This is a genomic window from Brevibacillus daliensis, from assembly GCF_021245735.1.
Lineage (GTDB): Bacteria > Bacillota > Bacilli > Brevibacillales > Brevibacillaceae > Brevibacillus_B > Brevibacillus_B daliensis.
On record NZ_JAJISB010000003.1, the window covers coordinates 463,997 to 480,996 of the forward strand.

16 protein-coding genes are annotated in these 17,000 nt (G+C 38.7%); 9 read left to right on the top strand and 7 right to left on the bottom strand.

Annotation, left to right across the window (positions count from 1 at the left end):
* Positions 1–49 precede the first annotated feature (49 nt).
* The 3 genes from LM917_RS05330 to LM917_RS05340 form a co-directional block, all read right to left on the bottom strand.
* Entirely contained in the window at positions 50–943 is an 894-nt protein-coding gene (locus tag LM917_RS05330; RefSeq protein ID WP_232696441.1) for a class I SAM-dependent methyltransferase, read from the bottom strand.
* Between the two features lie 281 nt (positions 944–1,224).
* Positions 1,225–2,475, bottom strand: a complete 1,251-nt coding sequence (locus tag LM917_RS05335; RefSeq protein WP_232696442.1) for a dicarboxylate/amino acid:cation symporter — start codon at positions 2,473–2,475, stop codon at positions 1,225–1,227.
* Positions 2,476–2,655: 180 nt separating this feature from the next.
* Positions 2,656–3,705 (bottom strand): DctP family TRAP transporter solute-binding subunit, encoded by a 1,050-nt coding sequence (locus LM917_RS05340; protein ID WP_232696443.1) that lies wholly within the window; start codon positions 3,703–3,705, stop codon positions 2,656–2,658.
* 157 nt (positions 3,706–3,862) lie between these two features.
* Between LM917_RS05340 and LM917_RS05345 the strand changes: the two genes are divergently transcribed.
* From LM917_RS05345 to LM917_RS05360, 4 genes are all read left to right on the top strand, one after another.
* A complete protein-coding gene (locus LM917_RS05345) occupies positions 3,863–5,470 on the top strand; it encodes an ATP-binding protein (protein WP_232696444.1) in 1,608 nt (535 codons plus the stop codon).
* 1 nt (position 5,471) lies between these two features.
* A complete protein-coding gene (locus tag LM917_RS05350; protein WP_232696445.1) occupies positions 5,472–6,158 on the top strand; it encodes a response regulator in 687 nt (228 codons plus the stop codon).
* A gap of 112 nt (positions 6,159–6,270) precedes the next feature.
* Entirely contained in the window at positions 6,271–7,539 is a 1,269-nt protein-coding gene (gene tyrS, locus LM917_RS05355) for a tyrosine--tRNA ligase (RefSeq protein ID WP_232696446.1), read from the top strand.
* A gap of 267 nt (positions 7,540–7,806) precedes the next feature.
* On the top strand, positions 7,807–9,231 hold the full coding sequence (locus LM917_RS05360) for a hypothetical protein (protein ID WP_232696447.1): 1,425 nt from the start codon (positions 7,807–7,809) through the stop codon (positions 9,229–9,231).
* 234 nt (positions 9,232–9,465) lie between these two features.
* Here LM917_RS05360 and LM917_RS05365 read toward each other — a convergent pair whose 3' ends face one another.
* Positions 9,466–9,714: an aspartyl-phosphate phosphatase Spo0E family protein gene (locus tag LM917_RS05365; protein ID WP_232696448.1), complete on the bottom strand. Its 249-nt coding sequence runs from the start codon at positions 9,712–9,714 to the stop codon at positions 9,466–9,468.
* Positions 9,715–10,313: 599 nt separating this feature from the next.
* Here LM917_RS05365 and LM917_RS05370 point away from each other — a divergent pair.
* From LM917_RS05370 to LM917_RS05390, 5 genes are all read left to right on the top strand, one after another.
* Positions 10,314–10,751 carry a transcriptional regulator GutM gene (locus tag LM917_RS05370; protein ID WP_232696449.1) on the top strand — a complete coding sequence of 146 codons (438 nt, stop codon included), beginning with the start codon at positions 10,314–10,316 and terminating at the stop codon, positions 10,749–10,751.
* A gap of 158 nt (positions 10,752–10,909) precedes the next feature.
* Positions 10,910–11,449, top strand: a complete 540-nt coding sequence (gene srlA, locus LM917_RS05375) for a PTS glucitol/sorbitol transporter subunit IIC (RefSeq protein ID WP_232696450.1) — start codon at positions 10,910–10,912, stop codon at positions 11,447–11,449.
* A gap of 20 nt (positions 11,450–11,469) precedes the next feature.
* Positions 11,470–12,498 (top strand): PTS glucitol/sorbitol transporter subunit IIB, encoded by a 1,029-nt coding sequence (gene srlE / locus LM917_RS05380; RefSeq protein ID WP_232696451.1) that lies wholly within the window; start codon positions 11,470–11,472, stop codon positions 12,496–12,498.
* Between the two features lie 59 nt (positions 12,499–12,557).
* The gene (locus LM917_RS05385; RefSeq protein WP_232696452.1) at positions 12,558–12,923 is read left to right on the top strand and encodes a PTS glucitol/sorbitol transporter subunit IIA; all 366 of its coding nucleotides are present in this window, start codon (positions 12,558–12,560) and stop codon (positions 12,921–12,923) included.
* A 106-nt stretch (positions 12,924–13,029) separates the two neighbouring features.
* The gene (locus tag LM917_RS05390) at positions 13,030–14,322 is read left to right on the top strand and encodes an NAD(P)H-dependent oxidoreductase (protein WP_232696453.1); all 1,293 of its coding nucleotides are present in this window, start codon (positions 13,030–13,032) and stop codon (positions 14,320–14,322) included.
* Positions 14,323–14,651: 329 nt separating this feature from the next.
* Here the strand turns inward: LM917_RS05390 and LM917_RS05395 are convergent, their stop codons facing one another.
* From LM917_RS05395 to LM917_RS05405, 3 genes are all read right to left on the bottom strand, one after another.
* Positions 14,652–15,443, bottom strand: coding sequence for a hypothetical protein (locus LM917_RS05395; RefSeq protein ID WP_232696454.1), 792 nt, complete (start codon positions 15,441–15,443; stop codon positions 14,652–14,654).
* Between the two features lie 262 nt (positions 15,444–15,705).
* Positions 15,706–16,098: an NUDIX hydrolase gene (locus LM917_RS05400; protein WP_232696455.1), complete on the bottom strand. Its 393-nt coding sequence runs from the start codon at positions 16,096–16,098 to the stop codon at positions 15,706–15,708.
* A gap of 67 nt (positions 16,099–16,165) precedes the next feature.
* Positions 16,166–16,909: a metallophosphoesterase family protein gene (locus LM917_RS05405; protein ID WP_232696456.1), complete on the bottom strand. Its 744-nt coding sequence runs from the start codon at positions 16,907–16,909 to the stop codon at positions 16,166–16,168.
* Positions 16,910–17,000 lie beyond the last annotated feature (91 nt).

Sequence of the window (17,000 nt, forward strand, 5' to 3'; positions counted from 1 at the left end):
ATTCCTACCAAAATCGAATGAGAAGCATCATTTTTGTTCAATCCTCATTTTATTGTTTAACGGCCAATAGGTAATTCACGTTCTCAAAAGAAGTCATTTCACTACCGTGTTTACTAAAATATCGCTCAGTAATTTCTGAAGGATTCAAATGTTCATAGATTGCAAATCCACAACGCTGAAGTAACTGCTCGATCTGTTCGTAGCTGTATGCTGCAAGCATGGATTCACCGCCATAGCTTGCCATTTCTAGTTGTTTTTTCACCCGATAGCTAGCATTATCTGTAAACGTAAATTCATCCGGATAATCAAAAACCAGACTGCTTCCTTTGATTAATAAATGAGAGATTTTTTGAATCATTCTTTCAAAAGCTTCAGGAGTTAAATAGTAGCTTAGCCCTAGAAGTGTACAAAAGCTGAGCGCCTCTTTTTGAAAGGATCCATTATTAAGTAAGACGTTCTCCCAATCAAGATCGTTGAAGTCGCATGAAAGAAACTCTGTATTTGTTGGGACATCCAAATGTTTCTCGGTAAGCCGATTTTTCTTAAAACTCTGGGTGAGAGGGTGATCTAGCTCAAAAATGTGGAGCTTATCAGAAAAATCAGGTTGTCGCAGGCAAAAGGTGTCCAAACCTGCTCCGAAGATCATGTACTGTGTTACTCCAAGTGTAACAGCGGTTGCGAGACTTTCTTCAGCATAGGCAGTTCTGCCAAGAGGAGTAGGGCTAAGTTGATGGTTTACTACCCAACGTAAAGCCTCGTTATCATCTCCCTTAAAATCTGGATTGAAGAATGAAATACCTTTTGTCATGTTTAATGCGATATTTTCATATTCGTCATCAGTTAGTAAATTAATTCTGTCATCAAAAATCTTTTGAAGATTGTTTTTTGCATGGAATACTCTCGCGAATGCGCTTACCAAGGCTGTTGTGCTTTCCTTTTTCATTACATGACCCCCGATACAATTTTAAATAAAAAACGTTGACAAATAATAAATTTTATGATATAATATTATGTTGTGATTCGGTTATAATATTGTATTGGTTTGCTACATCTTAGTCAACGATCTTTTTCGCAACATGCTTGCCATAGAAAAGTGGAGTATGACATATGTCTTGCGTGGGTATCAGAAGAAGGGGATATCAGACATAATTCTTCGATAAGCAGGTAGGTTAATAAATCACAAAAAAGACGCTTTTTAGCAAGCGTCTTTTTTGCTGGTTACTATTAGGAAGCAATAGCATTTGTATTCGCAGCATTCTGTGCTGGTGGTGTAAATTCTCCCTCAGCTTTTGATATTACAACAGTAGCTACACCGTTACCAATCAAGTTGGTTACTGCACGAGCTTCAGACATAAAGCGGTCAACTCCGATTAGCAGAGCAACACCTTCAACAGGAATGGACGGGAATGCAGCCAGTGTAGCAGCTAATGTAATGAGACCAGAACCTGTTACACCTGCAGCTCCTTTTGATGTTAGCATTAGTACGGCTAGCAACGTTAACTGCTGCACGAGCGTCATTTCAATTCCATATGCTTGAGCAATGAAAAGGGCACCCATGGAAAGATAAATTGACGTTCCATCTAGATTGAAAGAATAACCAGTAGGAACAACCAAACCTACTACTGATTTCGAGCAGCCATATGTTTCCAACTTGCGCATCATGTTAGGAAGCGCTGATTCGGAAGAAGATGTACCAACAACAAGTAGGATCTCATCCTTGATGTAACGGATGAACGAGAAGATGTTAAACTTATGAACCTTACAAATCGTACCAAGAACGATTACGATGAACAGGAACATGGTGATATAAACAGAGCTCATTAACAAGCCAAGGTTTACAAGAGATTTGATTCCGAACTTACCAATCGTGTAAGACATTGCACCAAAAGCTGCGATTGGAGAGACTTTCATGATCATATTTACAACACCGAAGAACCCTTGTGTCAATCTATCAAACAGAGTAAGTACTGGAGCTGCTTTTTCTCCCATTGCTGTAAGAGAAATACCGAACAGTACAGCAAAGAATAAGATTGGAAGTAGCTCGCCGCTTGCAAATGCTGCTACAACGTTACTTGGGACAATGTTTATCAGGAAGTCTACAAAGCTTTCCGATCCAGCAGATCCTGTGTATTTAGAGATGTCCGTACCTGCAGCTGCAGAAGGATCAATGCCGACACCTGGTTTTACCCAGTTAACTACGACAATTCCGATTGCTAATGCGATGGTGGTTACAATCTCAAAATAAAGGAGAGCTTTACCGCCAATACGGCCAACCTTTTTCATATCACCCATACTCGCGATACCATGTACGATGGTAAAGAATACAATTGGTGGGATAACCATTTTAATCATATTGATGAAAACATCTGCGAGAACTTTTAATTTGGCTCCCATTTCAGGGTTAATAAATCCAAAGATAATACCAGCGATTACTGCAATAACTACTTGAACGGTCAGGTTTTTTAAAAATTTCATGTTGGTTTCACATCCTCTTTGAAAGCGCTTTTTTACTATAATGATATTGTAAGAGTTATGTGAAAATTAGAAAATAATCTGGTCGTATTGTTCTTTTTGGTTTTTTTGGTCAACAAAAAAAGCCGGAAAAAGGAGAAAAAATTCCACCTTATTTCCGACTTTATATTTGCAAAACTCAGGTTATTCGTTATGATTCTTTTTAATCATACCCATTAGCTCATCTCCAATAATGGAATGAAATTGGTCATAAACAGGCTGAAGGGTTCGTACCCATTCTTCTTTTTGTTCGGGTGTAAGCTCATAGATAGAAATATTCGTTTTTTCTTCAAGTAATTTTTGCTGTTGATCGTTCATTGCAATTGCCTTCACTCTATTCCAATAGCTTGTTTCTAGCATAGCCTCTTCAATTTGGTCACGTAGTTCAGGTTCCAATGAATTCCAAAAATCCTCATTAACCAATACTGCATACCCAAGATAGGCATGATTACTAATGGTAACGTGACTCTGAACCTGATAGAGCTGCTTTGTATAGATGTTTGAAAAGGTATTTTCCTGGGCATTTACGATACCAGATTTAATATTGCCATATACCTCAGTAAAAGGCATGACAACTGACTTTGCTCCAAGAAGATTCATTTGGCTTTCAATTGCTTTACTGGACATAATGCGGAAGGTATGACCCTTAAAATCTTTCGGGGTCAACAACGGTTGTTTGTCACTTGACATTTGCTTGAATCCATTGCTCCAAAATGCGAGCTGCTTAACATTTTGTTTTTCAATCGAATGAAATAAAATTTCTCCAATAGGTCCATCAAAAGCCTCATGGATGGAAACTTGATCAGGGAAAGCATAGGGGAGATCAAAGATTAAATATTGTGACGAAATGTTTGACAGTTTAGAGAATGCCGGCGCGATCATTTGGACGTCACCGCGTTGTAATGCCTCAAATTCGTTGTTATCCGAATACAAAATACCATTGGGAAAAACCTGTACCTCAACACGATCATTTGTTTTTTCTTTTACCGTCTGAACGAATTTTTCGGCAGCTAATCCTTTAGGGGTGTTTTCTGCCACCACATGACTAAATTTAATCACAATTCGCTCTTTCATTCCTTCTTGCAGCTCATCATATGGTTTTTCGGTGGTCCATAGTTCGCTACGAAATCCGAAAAGTATGGCAGTTAATAATCCGACTACAAGGAAGAAAATAATGCTGACTGCTGATTTCAAGATGTTTTCACCCTTTTCCTAGTTGAAGAATAGTGAATTTTCATCCAAAATAAAACATACAAAACGGTCATTACCGTTTTGTTGGACCGCAAGCGGCTACATCCAATTTTATGAAAAACGTCGAGACGTTTTTCACAGAAAATGACAGGGAAGGAATGTGACCGATCTGCTTCAGAACATGCGTATTCAACATAAAATAACAATCCTTTCACTAGGTATTGTACTATTTTCTCTCTTAATTGGGGGAATAATTGTGGTTGGAACTCTCTCTCATGAAAAAGAAAGAGAAGTGGGGCAACGCCTTCTAGTAACTGCCCGCACTGTTGCTGAGTTTCCAACTATACCTAAACAGATAGTAGATAGAGATCAATGGAAAAATATTCAGCCATTAACGAAGCGAATCCAAATTGTTAATAACGTTTCGTATATTGTGGTATTAAATATGGAGCGGATTCGTTTAGCAGATGTAAAAGAAGACAGAGTTGGAACAAAGTTTTTAGGCAAGGAAGCGGAAACAGCTTTTGCTGAGCATACTTTTATCCAGAAGGTAAAAGGGGAATTAGGTAACGCATTGCGAGTCTATGTACCGATAATGGATCAGGATCACCGGCAAGTAGGCGTCGTTATCGTAGGTCAAGTCTTGCCATCTCTATCTGATGCGATTCGTAGTAACAAAGAGAGTTTAACAATTACCTTGTTGTTATCGCTTCTTTTTGGAATGATTGGTTCCTGGCTATTAGCACGCCACATGAAAAAACAAATGCTGAATCTGGAACCACATGAGATAACCCGACAAATGATCGAACGAACGGCTACTTTCCAAGCGATGCACGAGGGTGCGATCGCCATTGATAAGAACCTGATCATAACGATCTTTAATGAACAGGCAAAACAGATTTTTCGGATCAAGGGTGATGTAATCGGGAAGAAGATTACGGATGTGATACCTGATTCCAGGCTACCGGAAATATTGTTGCTAGATAAACCAATCTATAACAGTGAATTACACATGAAAGATGCGTTAGTCTGGTCGAATCGTTTTCCTATCAAGGTAAATAACAAAACGGTAGGTGCATTGGCGATTTTTCAGGACCGAACGGAATTTGCTAAGATTGCTGAGGAGTTAACAGGGGTAAAAGCTTTTGTAGAAGCCCTTCGCTTGCAGAATCATGAACATTCTAACAAAATGCATACAATTGCAGGATTACTACAATTAGGACAGACAGAAAAAGCCCTTTCTTATCTGTTTGATGTGACAGAACAACAGGAAGAATTAAGTGACTTTTTGACAGAGAACATATATGACCCTATGTTATCAGGTTTGTTGTTAAGCAAAGTAAGGAAAGGGAATGAACGAGGTGTCAACGTCATTATTGATCGAAACAGCAGATTAACGCATTTTCCAGAACGGATGGATCATCATGATTTTGTTCATATGATTGGTAATTTGGTTGAAAATGCTTTTGATGCCTTGGAATCAAGTGAGCAAACCGATAGGGAGATATTTATCAGTCTGTATCAAGACGAGGAGACTCTTTCATTGCTAGTGGAAGATAACGGTTCTGGGATGGATGAAGAGACGAGAAATCAGATATTTACCAGGGGTTATTCAACGAAAACATCTTTGGTCAATCAAGAGAATCAAGGGCTTGGATTATATCTTGTACTAAATTTAGTTAATAAAGGCAAAGGAACGATACAAGTAGAATCTTTGCCGGGAATGGGTACTAGCTTTATCATCCACTTCCCAATGAGAGGAGAATAACATGACATTTCAAGTAGTCATTGTTGAAGACGACCTGATGGTACAGGAGTTGCATCGACAGTTTATTGAACAGGTAAGCGGATTTGAAGTAGTTGGAATGGCTAGTAATGGTGCTGATGGAGTTAAGATGGTGGAAGAGCTGAAGCCGGATCTGGTTATTCTGGACTTTTATATGCCTTCGTTAAATGGGCTTCAGGTGATAAAAACCTGGAGAAGTAATGATATTCATGTTGACGTTATTGCTATTACGGCGGCAAAAGATTTAGATACCATTCAAACAATGTTTCGTAATGGTGTATTTGATTATATTATTAAACCATTTACCTTTGATCGGATGAAGCAGACATTGGTAAAATATCGAGAATTCGTAACCTCGATGAACAAGCAAGAATCCCTGACACAAGCGCAGCTGGACATTATGTTTAAGGGTGAGTTTCATGAGTCAAAACAAGTAAAAGAGGGTGAACTTCCCAAGGGGCTCAATCCTCTAACGATGCATCAGATTAAACAAATCTTAAATGTGCAAATCACATCTATTTCGGCAGAAGAAGTGGCCGAAAAAGCTGGACTTGCCAGAGTTACAGCTAGACGTTATCTGGAATATCTGGAGAAAACCAACATGGTAGAATTGGATATTCGATATGGTGGAGTAGGACGACCTATAAACCGCTATTTGCTTAAGAAATAAGAGGAAGCTACAATATATTCATTCAGATTGATTTTTTTCCTGTAACTTAACCAGACACCTGTGCTATGATTAGAGGATAATTAAATTGATTGTAAAGGAGATTTTGCTAGCAATGGACATTATACATGAGCTTGAAAGCAGAGGACTTATCTATCAAACAACAGATAAGGATGAGTTGAAAAAACGTCTTGATCAAGGGATGCTCACGTTGTATACAGGCTTTGATCCGACTGCTGATAGCTTACATATTGGGCATTTACTCCCGATATTGACACTGCGCCGTTTTCAATTAGCAGGTCATCAACCTATCGCGCTTGTTGGCGGAGGTACGGGAATGATCGGCGACCCGAGCGGTCGTACATCAGAGCGTTCATTAAATACTCCGGAAGTAGTTCAGGGTTATTCTGACAAGCTAAAGGGTCAACTAGAACGTTTTCTTGATTTTGATCGTGAAGGTAATCCAGCGGTTATGGCTAATAACTATGACTGGTTGAGCAAAATTACCTTTATTGAATTTTTACGTGATATCGGAAAGCATTTTTCCGTTAACTATATGCTGGCGAAAGACTCCGTAAGCGCTCGTCTGGAACAAGGGATCTCATATACTGAGTTCAGTTACATGATCATGCAATCTTATGATTTCAAAAAGCTGAATGAAACGCTTAACTGTGAAATGCAAATGGGTGGTAGTGATCAGTGGGGAAATATTACTGCTGGTACAGAGTTGATTCGCAGAACTTCAGGCGATGAAGAGAAAAAAGTATTTGGTCTTACGCTGCCGCTCGTACTTAAAAGCGATGGTACCAAATTTGGTAAAACAGCAGGTGGGGCAGTATGGTTGGATGGAAGTAAAACATCCCCTTATAAATTTTATCAGTTCTGGTTCAACACAGATGATCGCGATGTAATCAAGTTCTTACACTACTTTACTTTCCTAACTCTTGATGAAATTAAGGAATTAGAAGATAAAGTAATAACAGAACCAGAAAAACGTGAGGCTCAGCGCACACTAGCTCGTTCCGTTACTACTTTGGTACACGGCGAAGCGGCAATGAATCGTGCTGAAGAAATTTCTCATTCCCTATTTAATGGTGAATTGAAAAACCTGACTCCTTCTGAAATCGCAGATAGCTTTAGCGATGTTCCTTCCACGACTATTGAAGATGGAGAATTAACAATGGTTGATGTCCTGACTCAGGCTGGAGCTGCTAAATCTAAGCGTGAAGCTCGCGAATATCTGAATAACAATGCCATCACTGTTAATGATGTTCGTTTCAACGATCTGGAAACAAAAATTGCTGATCTGGAACGTCTGGGAGATAAATACTTTGTCATTCGTCGTGGTAAGAAGAACTATTACCTTGTTGAATACAAAGGCTAATACACGAATTACAACGTAAATCGTTTATATCTGAAAATAAATTGTTCAAAGCTGATCTGGTTACATAGATCAGCTTTTTTTCATTTAGGGAAATCATTTTTTTATAAATTCATAAAAGTTGTAACTTTTTCCCTAATTTTGCAGTCTTATTACATGAGAACATGGTGTGTAGAAAAATTAGTTAGTACGAAAGATTTCAACTAGTGCCACCAAACCTTATAAACAATTATGTACGTCAAAAATATGAATTGAATAGGGGTGTATAAGTTGCGAACATGGTCATGGACAAAAATAGTGACCAGTTGCAGTCTTACTGTTATGCTAGTTTCTGGAAATGCTACAATTACGTCAGCTAGTCCATCTACTTTAACTGATGTACATAAAAAGATAGAAACCAAGCACTATTTGGAAAGGGAAAAGTCAATAGTATTTCCAAACGAAGACCGTTACTGGATTAAGCGTATTCAAAACAAGCCTGGTAGCAATCAAAAGTTTCAAACAATCCGATACTTTATTCCCGGAAATACGGGTGTTTATAAGTACAAAGCATTTAATGGTGGCGAGCTTGCTTGGCAGGAAGTAAATCTATCCGGGTCATTACCGTATCAAACAGGGTACATAACCACAGATTATCAATCCGTAATTATGAGTCAACCCCAAGTATACATACCACGTTCTCATCATTCAATGGAAGTAGTTCCAACTTATAATGCGCAGATCAAAATAAATGCGCAGAAAACATTTGGTGGCTATAATATTATCGTCACCATCCCTCTGGAGTCTAATATGTTCGGTGAAATATGGGCATTGACTTCAGCCCATGAACTGATTGACTGGGATAAGAAGAACATGGAACTAATATGGAAAGGTCTTGATTTTGAAGGTAATTTACGTTGGAGCTGGGATGGTTTTTATGCGCGCACACCATCTTCGTACACACCAACAGGGAAGAATTATTTCTTCCGTAACCCTGATAATTATTTTGCCAATTCCTTTATCATCACGAATGGCAGCCGTGCAGCCACTGATCTTGGTTGGATGATGATGCATACCATTCTACCTAATCAGAATAGTCAAGGTTATTGGATAACTCCACCACAATCTGAATGGTTGTTTAAGGATTACGGAATCCAAGCCGGTTTTTATGACACCAGATTTAATACCGATATTGCTTATCTCTTGTTAAAAGGATACCAAAAGTATAACGATCCAAGATTATTTGATTCAACGAAGAGGTATGCCGAGTTCTTTTTAGCTTATAGCGAGACCAACCAGTTCAAAATCACTAAAAATGGAAGAGAAGGAATACTCGTGGCGGACTATACTCATGAAAGCCCCCACAAAATAACACATAGCTCACTTAATCACCATCTTATGGAGATGATCTATCTCTATGAGATGTATCTGCAAACGAAAGATGAACGATACAGAAAATTGGCAGACAAAATGCTTTGGGGGGTAAAACTGACGCGGGACAAATGGGTCATGCCTAATTCCAACTTGCATTATGCTTACTTACCTAATGGAAAGATGGGCCTTTCGGATTATCCATTTTTGACATACAACGATCTCTATAAGACACAAAATGTCTTAATGAAAGTATATAATTGGAGAGACGAAGATCTAGATTATCTCATGCACGCGAAAAGAGAATGGATGGATGCAAACGGCGTAAAAGGATATCTGAAATAGTATGAAAAGGGAAGTGAGGGATCGTAGCAAGATATGATTCCCTTGCTTTTCTTGCGTAGTGGGAAGTAATCCGATGAAGCGATACATCTGTACAATCTAAAAAATGAAGGAGTCTTTGCCTGGATATTCTGGCAAAAGACTCCTTCGTTTTTTTTCTACAAAAATGCAGTTTTTCATGAAATCCTCCGAGCTAGTTACCTACGCAGTTTTCTGTACATGGTTTATTGAGACAAGTTAAGCAAGTTTTATTGCAGAAAACGTTGATCGAAAGGGCTTTTTTCGCATGTGTTGCCTTTGAAACTGAACGATATACAGATCTAGTTTTTGACTAAGATGAATGACAGATTGATCTAGAAAACTACCTTTCTCATTAACCAAATCAACAAGTTGTTTTTGGAGCTCTTTGATTTCTTGTTGTAATACTAAAGTAGATTGGGATTGTCCGGGGGTATCCTCGCCTTCATTCAGATGTTTGAGGTCCATGAAAAATCTCCTTTCAACGTTTTCTTAAGAAAAACTATATGTGGGATTTCAAGAATTAGATGTTTTTCGGTAAGGAAGAAACATCTTACACTCTTCGACAGCATCAGCATTGATTCGAACAGACATGATTCAGCATGAATTATCTGTAAAAAATAATCAAAATGTTAATGCAAAAAGAAAATAATATTGTTAATAGGCGAACGCAACCTTACAAATGTGGTAATCAGTGGAATACAAGGATAATACGCTTTCTTTTCGAATCATTTACATCATGTTTAGCATAACTTCACATAAAAATTAGTTACATTTTAAAAAAGTAAATACGAAAAGGATGCCTAACTTTTACAAAAATTGGGTGGATGAGCAATCCAGCGTTCAATCAATGTCGACTGTTTCTCTATTTTTAGTTAGGCTACCATAATCTTCATCATATAAATATTCAATGATATCCTAAGACACATAAATTTTAGTATTATTTTAAAAAATATAGATTAGTAAATAAAATCTGAATTTATAATAAATTATGATTGACGAGTAACCGCTTGCAAGTTACAATTGTGTCACTAATGAACAAATGTAAGGCGGTGAAGGACAACAAAATGGGATTCTTACTTATTGGTTTATTCGTTGTGATGTGGGTTCTTCAAGCGTATCTATCCATTAGACAAGCCAAACATTATCGAGTTCAGATGAATGAATTGAGACAACAGTCCAGCGGTTATCTGGGAGTAGGTGTACATAAGAAACGGTTTTCTGTTGGTTCTGTTGTTATGATTACTACTAACTTGGAAGGGATTATTACTCAAGCGAAAGGGATGACAGGGGTAACGGTTTTTGCCCGTTTTAAACTCATTCCAGATCTGATTGGGATGCACGTAAATGAATGTGATAAAAACTATTCAGATAAACCAGAAGATTCAGCCATTACAATGGCCATTCAAAAACTGAAAGCAGAAAAAGAAACGAAAGAGAAAGCTTATATCAAAAGTGATGTTACAAATAGGGATGATAATAAACTGGAATTTCAAGTAACGTAGCAATAGGTGGGGTCACGGACCAAGCTAATGCGTCAGGCATTAACTTGGTTTTTTCTCATAAATAAGCATTATGTTTTTGAAAGAGGGGGTGTTTAGAAAAAAGAAGAGTACGAATTCTACTTGAGGAAAATTGAAGCATTAGTGAAGGAGGTAATGAGATGGATTTCTTCATTCAACTGGCAGAAGGATTTATCGGAATGTTTCAAGAAGGTGGAAAAACATTTGTTGGTCTGGTAACAGGCATCATCCCGACCTTGATTTGTCTAATTACTGCTGTAAATGCAATTATCAAATTTTTCGGAGAAGAGAGAATTACCAATTTTGCACGAAAATGCACTGGTAACATCATCCTTCGTTATACAATTTTCCCGATAATGGCTATGTTCTTCATGACTAATCCTATGGCGTATACATTCGGACGATTCTTGAAGGAAGAACAGAAGCCAGCGTTCTATGATTCAGCAGTTTCATTCTGCCACCCGATTACTGGATTATTCCCACATGCAAACCCTGCTGAACTATTCGTTTACATGGGTATTGCTACTGGACTAACTCAATTGGGTCTCTCCTTGGGACCAATTGCCCTACGCTTTTTCCTTGTAGGTATTATCGTGATTTTAATTCGTGGAGTGGTGACGGAATACATTACGAAAATGATGATGAAGCGTAGAAATGAACAAATGGGTATTGAATCGTAACGGGTAAAGGGGGAAATGACATGGATAACTACAGAGCAGTCCGAATTATTAAGGGTTCAGGCGGTTGGGGAGGTCCATTAATTATTAAACCAACTGATAAGAAGAAATATATTGCTTGCGTCACTGGTGGCGGAATTCATCCCGTTGCTCAAAAAATTGCAGATTTAACAGGTGGAATTGCCATTGATGCTTTTAATACGAAAGTAGAGCCTGATGAAATGGCATGCGTTGTTATTGATTGCGGAGGTACTGCCCGCTGTGGTGTTTACCCTCGTCTGAATGTTATGACAGTAGATATCACAGCAACATCACCTTCAGGTCCATTGATTCAATTTATCAAGGAAGAGATTTTCGTCTCAGGTGTACGAGAACAACACATCGAATCAGCTGAGGGTGAAGCTGGCACCCAGGTAGCTGCTGCGGAACAAGTAACGTCTGATCATGCTCCTAAATCAGCAAAGGAAATAAAAGATGAAGCAAAAGCTAAGGTTGCTCAAATGAGAGCAGGTAAAAAGCCAAATTTCATTGAAAAAATTGGTCGTGCAATGGGCGGTGTAGTTAACGTCTTTTACCAGGCAGGTCGTGAAACCATCGAGCAGGTAATCAAAAATATCCTGCCGTTTATGGCATTCGTAAGTACATTAATCGGGATTATTACCTTCTCGGGAATCGGTGACATCATTGCCAAATTCGTCTCGCCATTGGCTGGTAGCCTCGTTGGACTATTAATCCTGTCAGTGATTGCATCCTTGCCATTTTTGTCGCCAGTCCTTGGTCCTGGTGCAGTTATTGCTCAGGTAGTTGGGGTCTTAATCGGGGTTGAAATCGGTCGTGGTAATATTCCACCTAGTCTTGCGTTACCAGCACTATTTGCGATCAACCCACAGGTAGGTTGTGACTTCGTACCGGTTGGTTTAACACTTGGGGAAGCAGAGCCTGAAACCATCGAAGTAGGTGTACCAGCAGTTCTCTTGTCCCGCCTGATCACAGGTCCACTTGCTGTTGTTATTGCTTTTATATGTAGCATTGGCTTGTATCCAGAAAGCTAAAAAATATCCATTTAAAGGAAAAAATAGAGAGCAGTAAAGAGTGTAGGAGGGAGAAAACCATGAAACAATTACTAGATGTAAAGACAACAAGTATCGGAAGTTTAGAAGAAACATTTTTGGCTGAGAATACACTGATTATCTTTAATGAGGATATCCCCGCAGAATTGCACAATATTGCAGTGCTTCACACAAAATGTGAGCTCGCTGACCCAGTTCAGGTAGGAGACTCACTCATGCTCGCTGATGTTGAATACATGATTACAGCCGTTGGAATCAATGCAAATGATACATTGGCGAGCATGGGGCATTGCACGATCAAATTCGATGGGGCCTTGATCCCAGAATTACCAGGCACAATCCACGCGGAAAAAAAGGATATTTCTGTTCCAGATGTTGATATGGTACTCCAATTTATCCGTAAATAGTTATCAAATAAAACGGTCACATCTAATTTTAGAAAAACGACGAGACGTTTTTCACAGAAAAAGGCAGAGTAAGAGACATAAGCATTACTGGAGGAGGAGAAAACAAATGTTAAATATGAACAGAAAACTGGCTCAATTAGAAAAACAAGGTGGAAAAATCCGCGTGGGCTTGGTTGGAGCAGGTCAAATGGGACGAGGCATGATCTCTCAAATCGAAGGAATGAAAGGCATGCAGGTTGTAGCTACTGCTGATATTCAACCGGAGAATGGAGTAAACGCCTATCACAATGCTGGTGTTCCAACTAATCAGTTACTACAAACAAATGATGTAGACAAAGCAGATCAGGCTATCGCACAGGGAAAAGTAGTTGTAAGTAGCGATGCTTCATTAATTACGAATCTGGATCATGTAGATGTAATCGTAGACGCGACAGGAGTACCTGATATTGGGGCGAAAATTGCCTGGGACAGTATCATGAATCGTAAACATATTGTGATGCTAAATGCGGAAGCTGATGTAACAGTAGGACCCATTTTACACCAAATGGCTCAAGCTGCTGGATTAGTCTACACAGGTACGTTGGGTGATGAACCAGGTTGTATTATGGAATTGCATGATTTTGCAGACTCTTTGGGATTTGAAGTAGTAGCGCTAGGGAAGGGGAAAAATAACCCCCTCAACTTTTTCTCCAATCCTGATACGACCAGAGAAAAAGCATTGCAAAAGGGATCTAGTCCAAAAATGATCGCTTCCTTTGAAGACGGTACCAAAACCATGGTCGAAATGACGTGTGTTGCTAATGCAACTGGGTTTATCCCGGATATTCCAGGTATGCATGGAATAACTGCAACAGTAAAAGAATTGCCTGATTTATATCGTTTAAAAGAAGAAGGCGGAATTTTAGGTCAGAAGAAAATTGTTGAATTTGTTAATGGAATTGCTCCTGGTGTATTTGCCATTGTTACCTCGGATAAAAAAGAAGTTCACCATGAAATGAAGTATCTTAGCATGGGGGATGGACCTAACTATATTTTGTATCGTCCGTATCACTTATGTAGCCTAGAAACTCCATTGTCCGTAGCAAAAGCATATTTTGATAACGAGGCTACCATCGTTCCGCACTACGGATCTGTGGCAGAAACAGTTGCTATCGCGAAAAAAGATTTGCAACCCGGAGATGCACTAGACAGTATTGGTGGGTTCACCGCATTTGGGCGCATTGTCACAGCAGAGGATCAACGGAAGTGGAATGCTTTGCCACTCGGACTAATTGGACCACATGTACGTGTAATAAAAGCTGTGAAACAAGGCGAATACATTACCTATGATGACGTCGAATTTACTCAGCAAAATACAATCTATCGTTTGCGAAGCATGATGGATGTATTGGCAAAATAATAGAATAAAAGAAGCTGTTACATAATAGAACGAGCCTACTAGCGCAACTTATCCACGAAGTTGTGCTAGTGGGCTCGTTTTTTTGTCATATTTATTTCTTGTCGTAGGCATATTTTTTGAGTGAATCAATGAGGAGTATCAGGTCTAATTCGTAGAAGGTTCTTCCCTCAAATCGACCAGTACCTTTTTTTCTGTCTACGTGAGAATCAAATTGCGATTTCCCCAGGTGCACTACTTTTAGCGGAAACTCATGTTTTCCTTACATCTCCACTCAAGAGATCACAAACCCTTGAAAAATAGGAGTATACCTGAGATACGGGGTTTTTTGGTTAATTGGATGGGCTCTCTAGCAGTATGAAATTATTAATATAGCTGTCGGTGGAGACAGAGAATAATCTGATTACTTCTTTTGCTTTGTATAATTCTCTTTGTTTTATTTGCTCTCCTTGATTCATATCGTATTCGACGACACGGTGAGTGGCCGCATCCACGTCAGGTGCTTGTTCTTTCGCTGCTTTTCTGGAAAGTGCTTTGCGTTCCTGAGTAGAATAGAGAGTAGCATACAGCTTTTTTGTAAATGGGTTATACATTAGATGTTCTACTGCGGTATCGTCGTCATCTGGGGTAACCCAAAATGATAGTTTTTTTGTTTGTAAGTCATACGAAGCCAATTGAACAGAGGTTTTTGTTTTTTCGGCAGCTGCTACAATAATTTGATTTCCCACTGGGATAATATAATTGATAGCAAATAAATTGGAGGTCAATTTCTCCTTCTTTTTCGTAGCTAGATCAAGTTTTACCAGTTGGTCGGATCCTGTAGAATCACGTTCGGAATAATAGAGTGACTGATTTTTTAGATCAATGACTCCAAGAGGATATTGAGCGGTATCAGGGGTTTTGGCGACTTCTTTTAAGATTTTCGTATCTATATCGTATGTATAAAAATAGTTTTCACTTTGTTTGTTTGTCAGGGTGAGAGAAAAATAGCCAGAATTGTTATGTTCTACAGCATTTGTGGCTGAGGGTGGAACAGTCGTAGTATTGGTAGTGCTTGTATTTGGTGTACAGGCATTCATCGTTACAGATACAATAAGAATAAACATGTTTAAGATTTTTTTCATCTGAGGGAACCCTCCTTTGTAACAAGTAACACTCGAAAAGCACAGTTAGATTTCTAGTGAAATCGCTCAAATGGGTTCATCATAATACATTATTTTGACCGAAATATACTTTTATTTACAATTATTTTTACAAATTTTAAAATAGTTATATATTAATCTGAACATTTGGGAAGGGCTATGCTTTAGATCTGCTCGAGAAATAGACTTGTTCTGTAAACTTTTAATAAGTAAAGAGTGGTCATTCTATCTATATAAATAGTAATTAAAATAGTAGCGCTCTTAATATAGAGTCCTTATAGCCATCTGGCATAGGGAGTCTTTGACACTCAAGTATAGAAAACCAATTACCCTCAAGATGCTCGTCGCTTATGCGGAGTGAATCCGAATCGGGCAGCAATATATGACAAAGATAGGTAACAATAAATACTTGTTTGCCTTTTGCTACGGTATACACCCAAGTATCGATTAAACCTGTTGTTGTACATATTAGAGCAGTTTCTTCTGCTATTTCTCTCAGTACACACTCTTCGGGAGTTTCATTTTCCTCTAAACGCCCCCCAGGAAGCTCCCATTCATTACGTTCATTCTTAAGCAACAACACCTTGTCATGATGGACAATGACACCCTTAATTGAAATCGGTAATCGCAAACTCATTCTGTTACCCCCGTGTCATGCATCAAATTTCATGGAATTTTTCCATATAGAACCTTTCCTTACATGGTTATGCTGTACCATGCAACAACCAATGATTCCAATCTGAACGACCATTACGTAGCGCCATAGAGGCGGCGTGTTGCCAATCATACTCTATCTGAATGAATTCCACTTGCCATTGTCCATCTTCATTTGTTAGAATTGCATATTTTGCATGAGGGCTCATAGATTCCATTGCATGTGGTACAGGAAGATCATCGGTATAAGCAGGAAGACCGACACTTCCTGGATTAACGATAAGCTGACCATTCGGAAGGACGATCTTCTTAGGTATATGACTATGCCCAAATAATATAACAGGATACGGAAATTCTGTAAGCTGGCTTACCAACAAATTAATAGGCTTTGGAACTATGTTATTATTGATAAATTCATCTACTAGATAGGCTTCATCTGATTCTGGCGTACCATGACATAAGAAAATCTCATCATTCCAAACATAAGTAGAGGGGAGGTTTTCTAACCAAGTAAATGATTCTACAGCTAATTGACTACGAACCATAGATAAAGTAGGGGAGATTGCACCAGATGAGTCTCGATCTATAATTAATCGATCCTGATTGCCAGAAATGGTGATCATGTCTTCACTGCGTATTCGCTCGAAAGTATCCAGGGGCGACAAGGACCCCATTAAACTATCTCCTAAATTAAACAATTGTTTAATTCCTCTTTTCTTACAATCATGTAGCACAGACTCAAGTGCCCATATATTTCCATGAATGTCTGAGAGTACAGCAATCTGCTGGTTCATGAGATCTCTTCTTTCCTAGCATAATGTTGAGTCGTTGTCAGCAAAATTTTTTATGTATAAGCATTAAAGATCTAGTATCAAAAAATTGGGA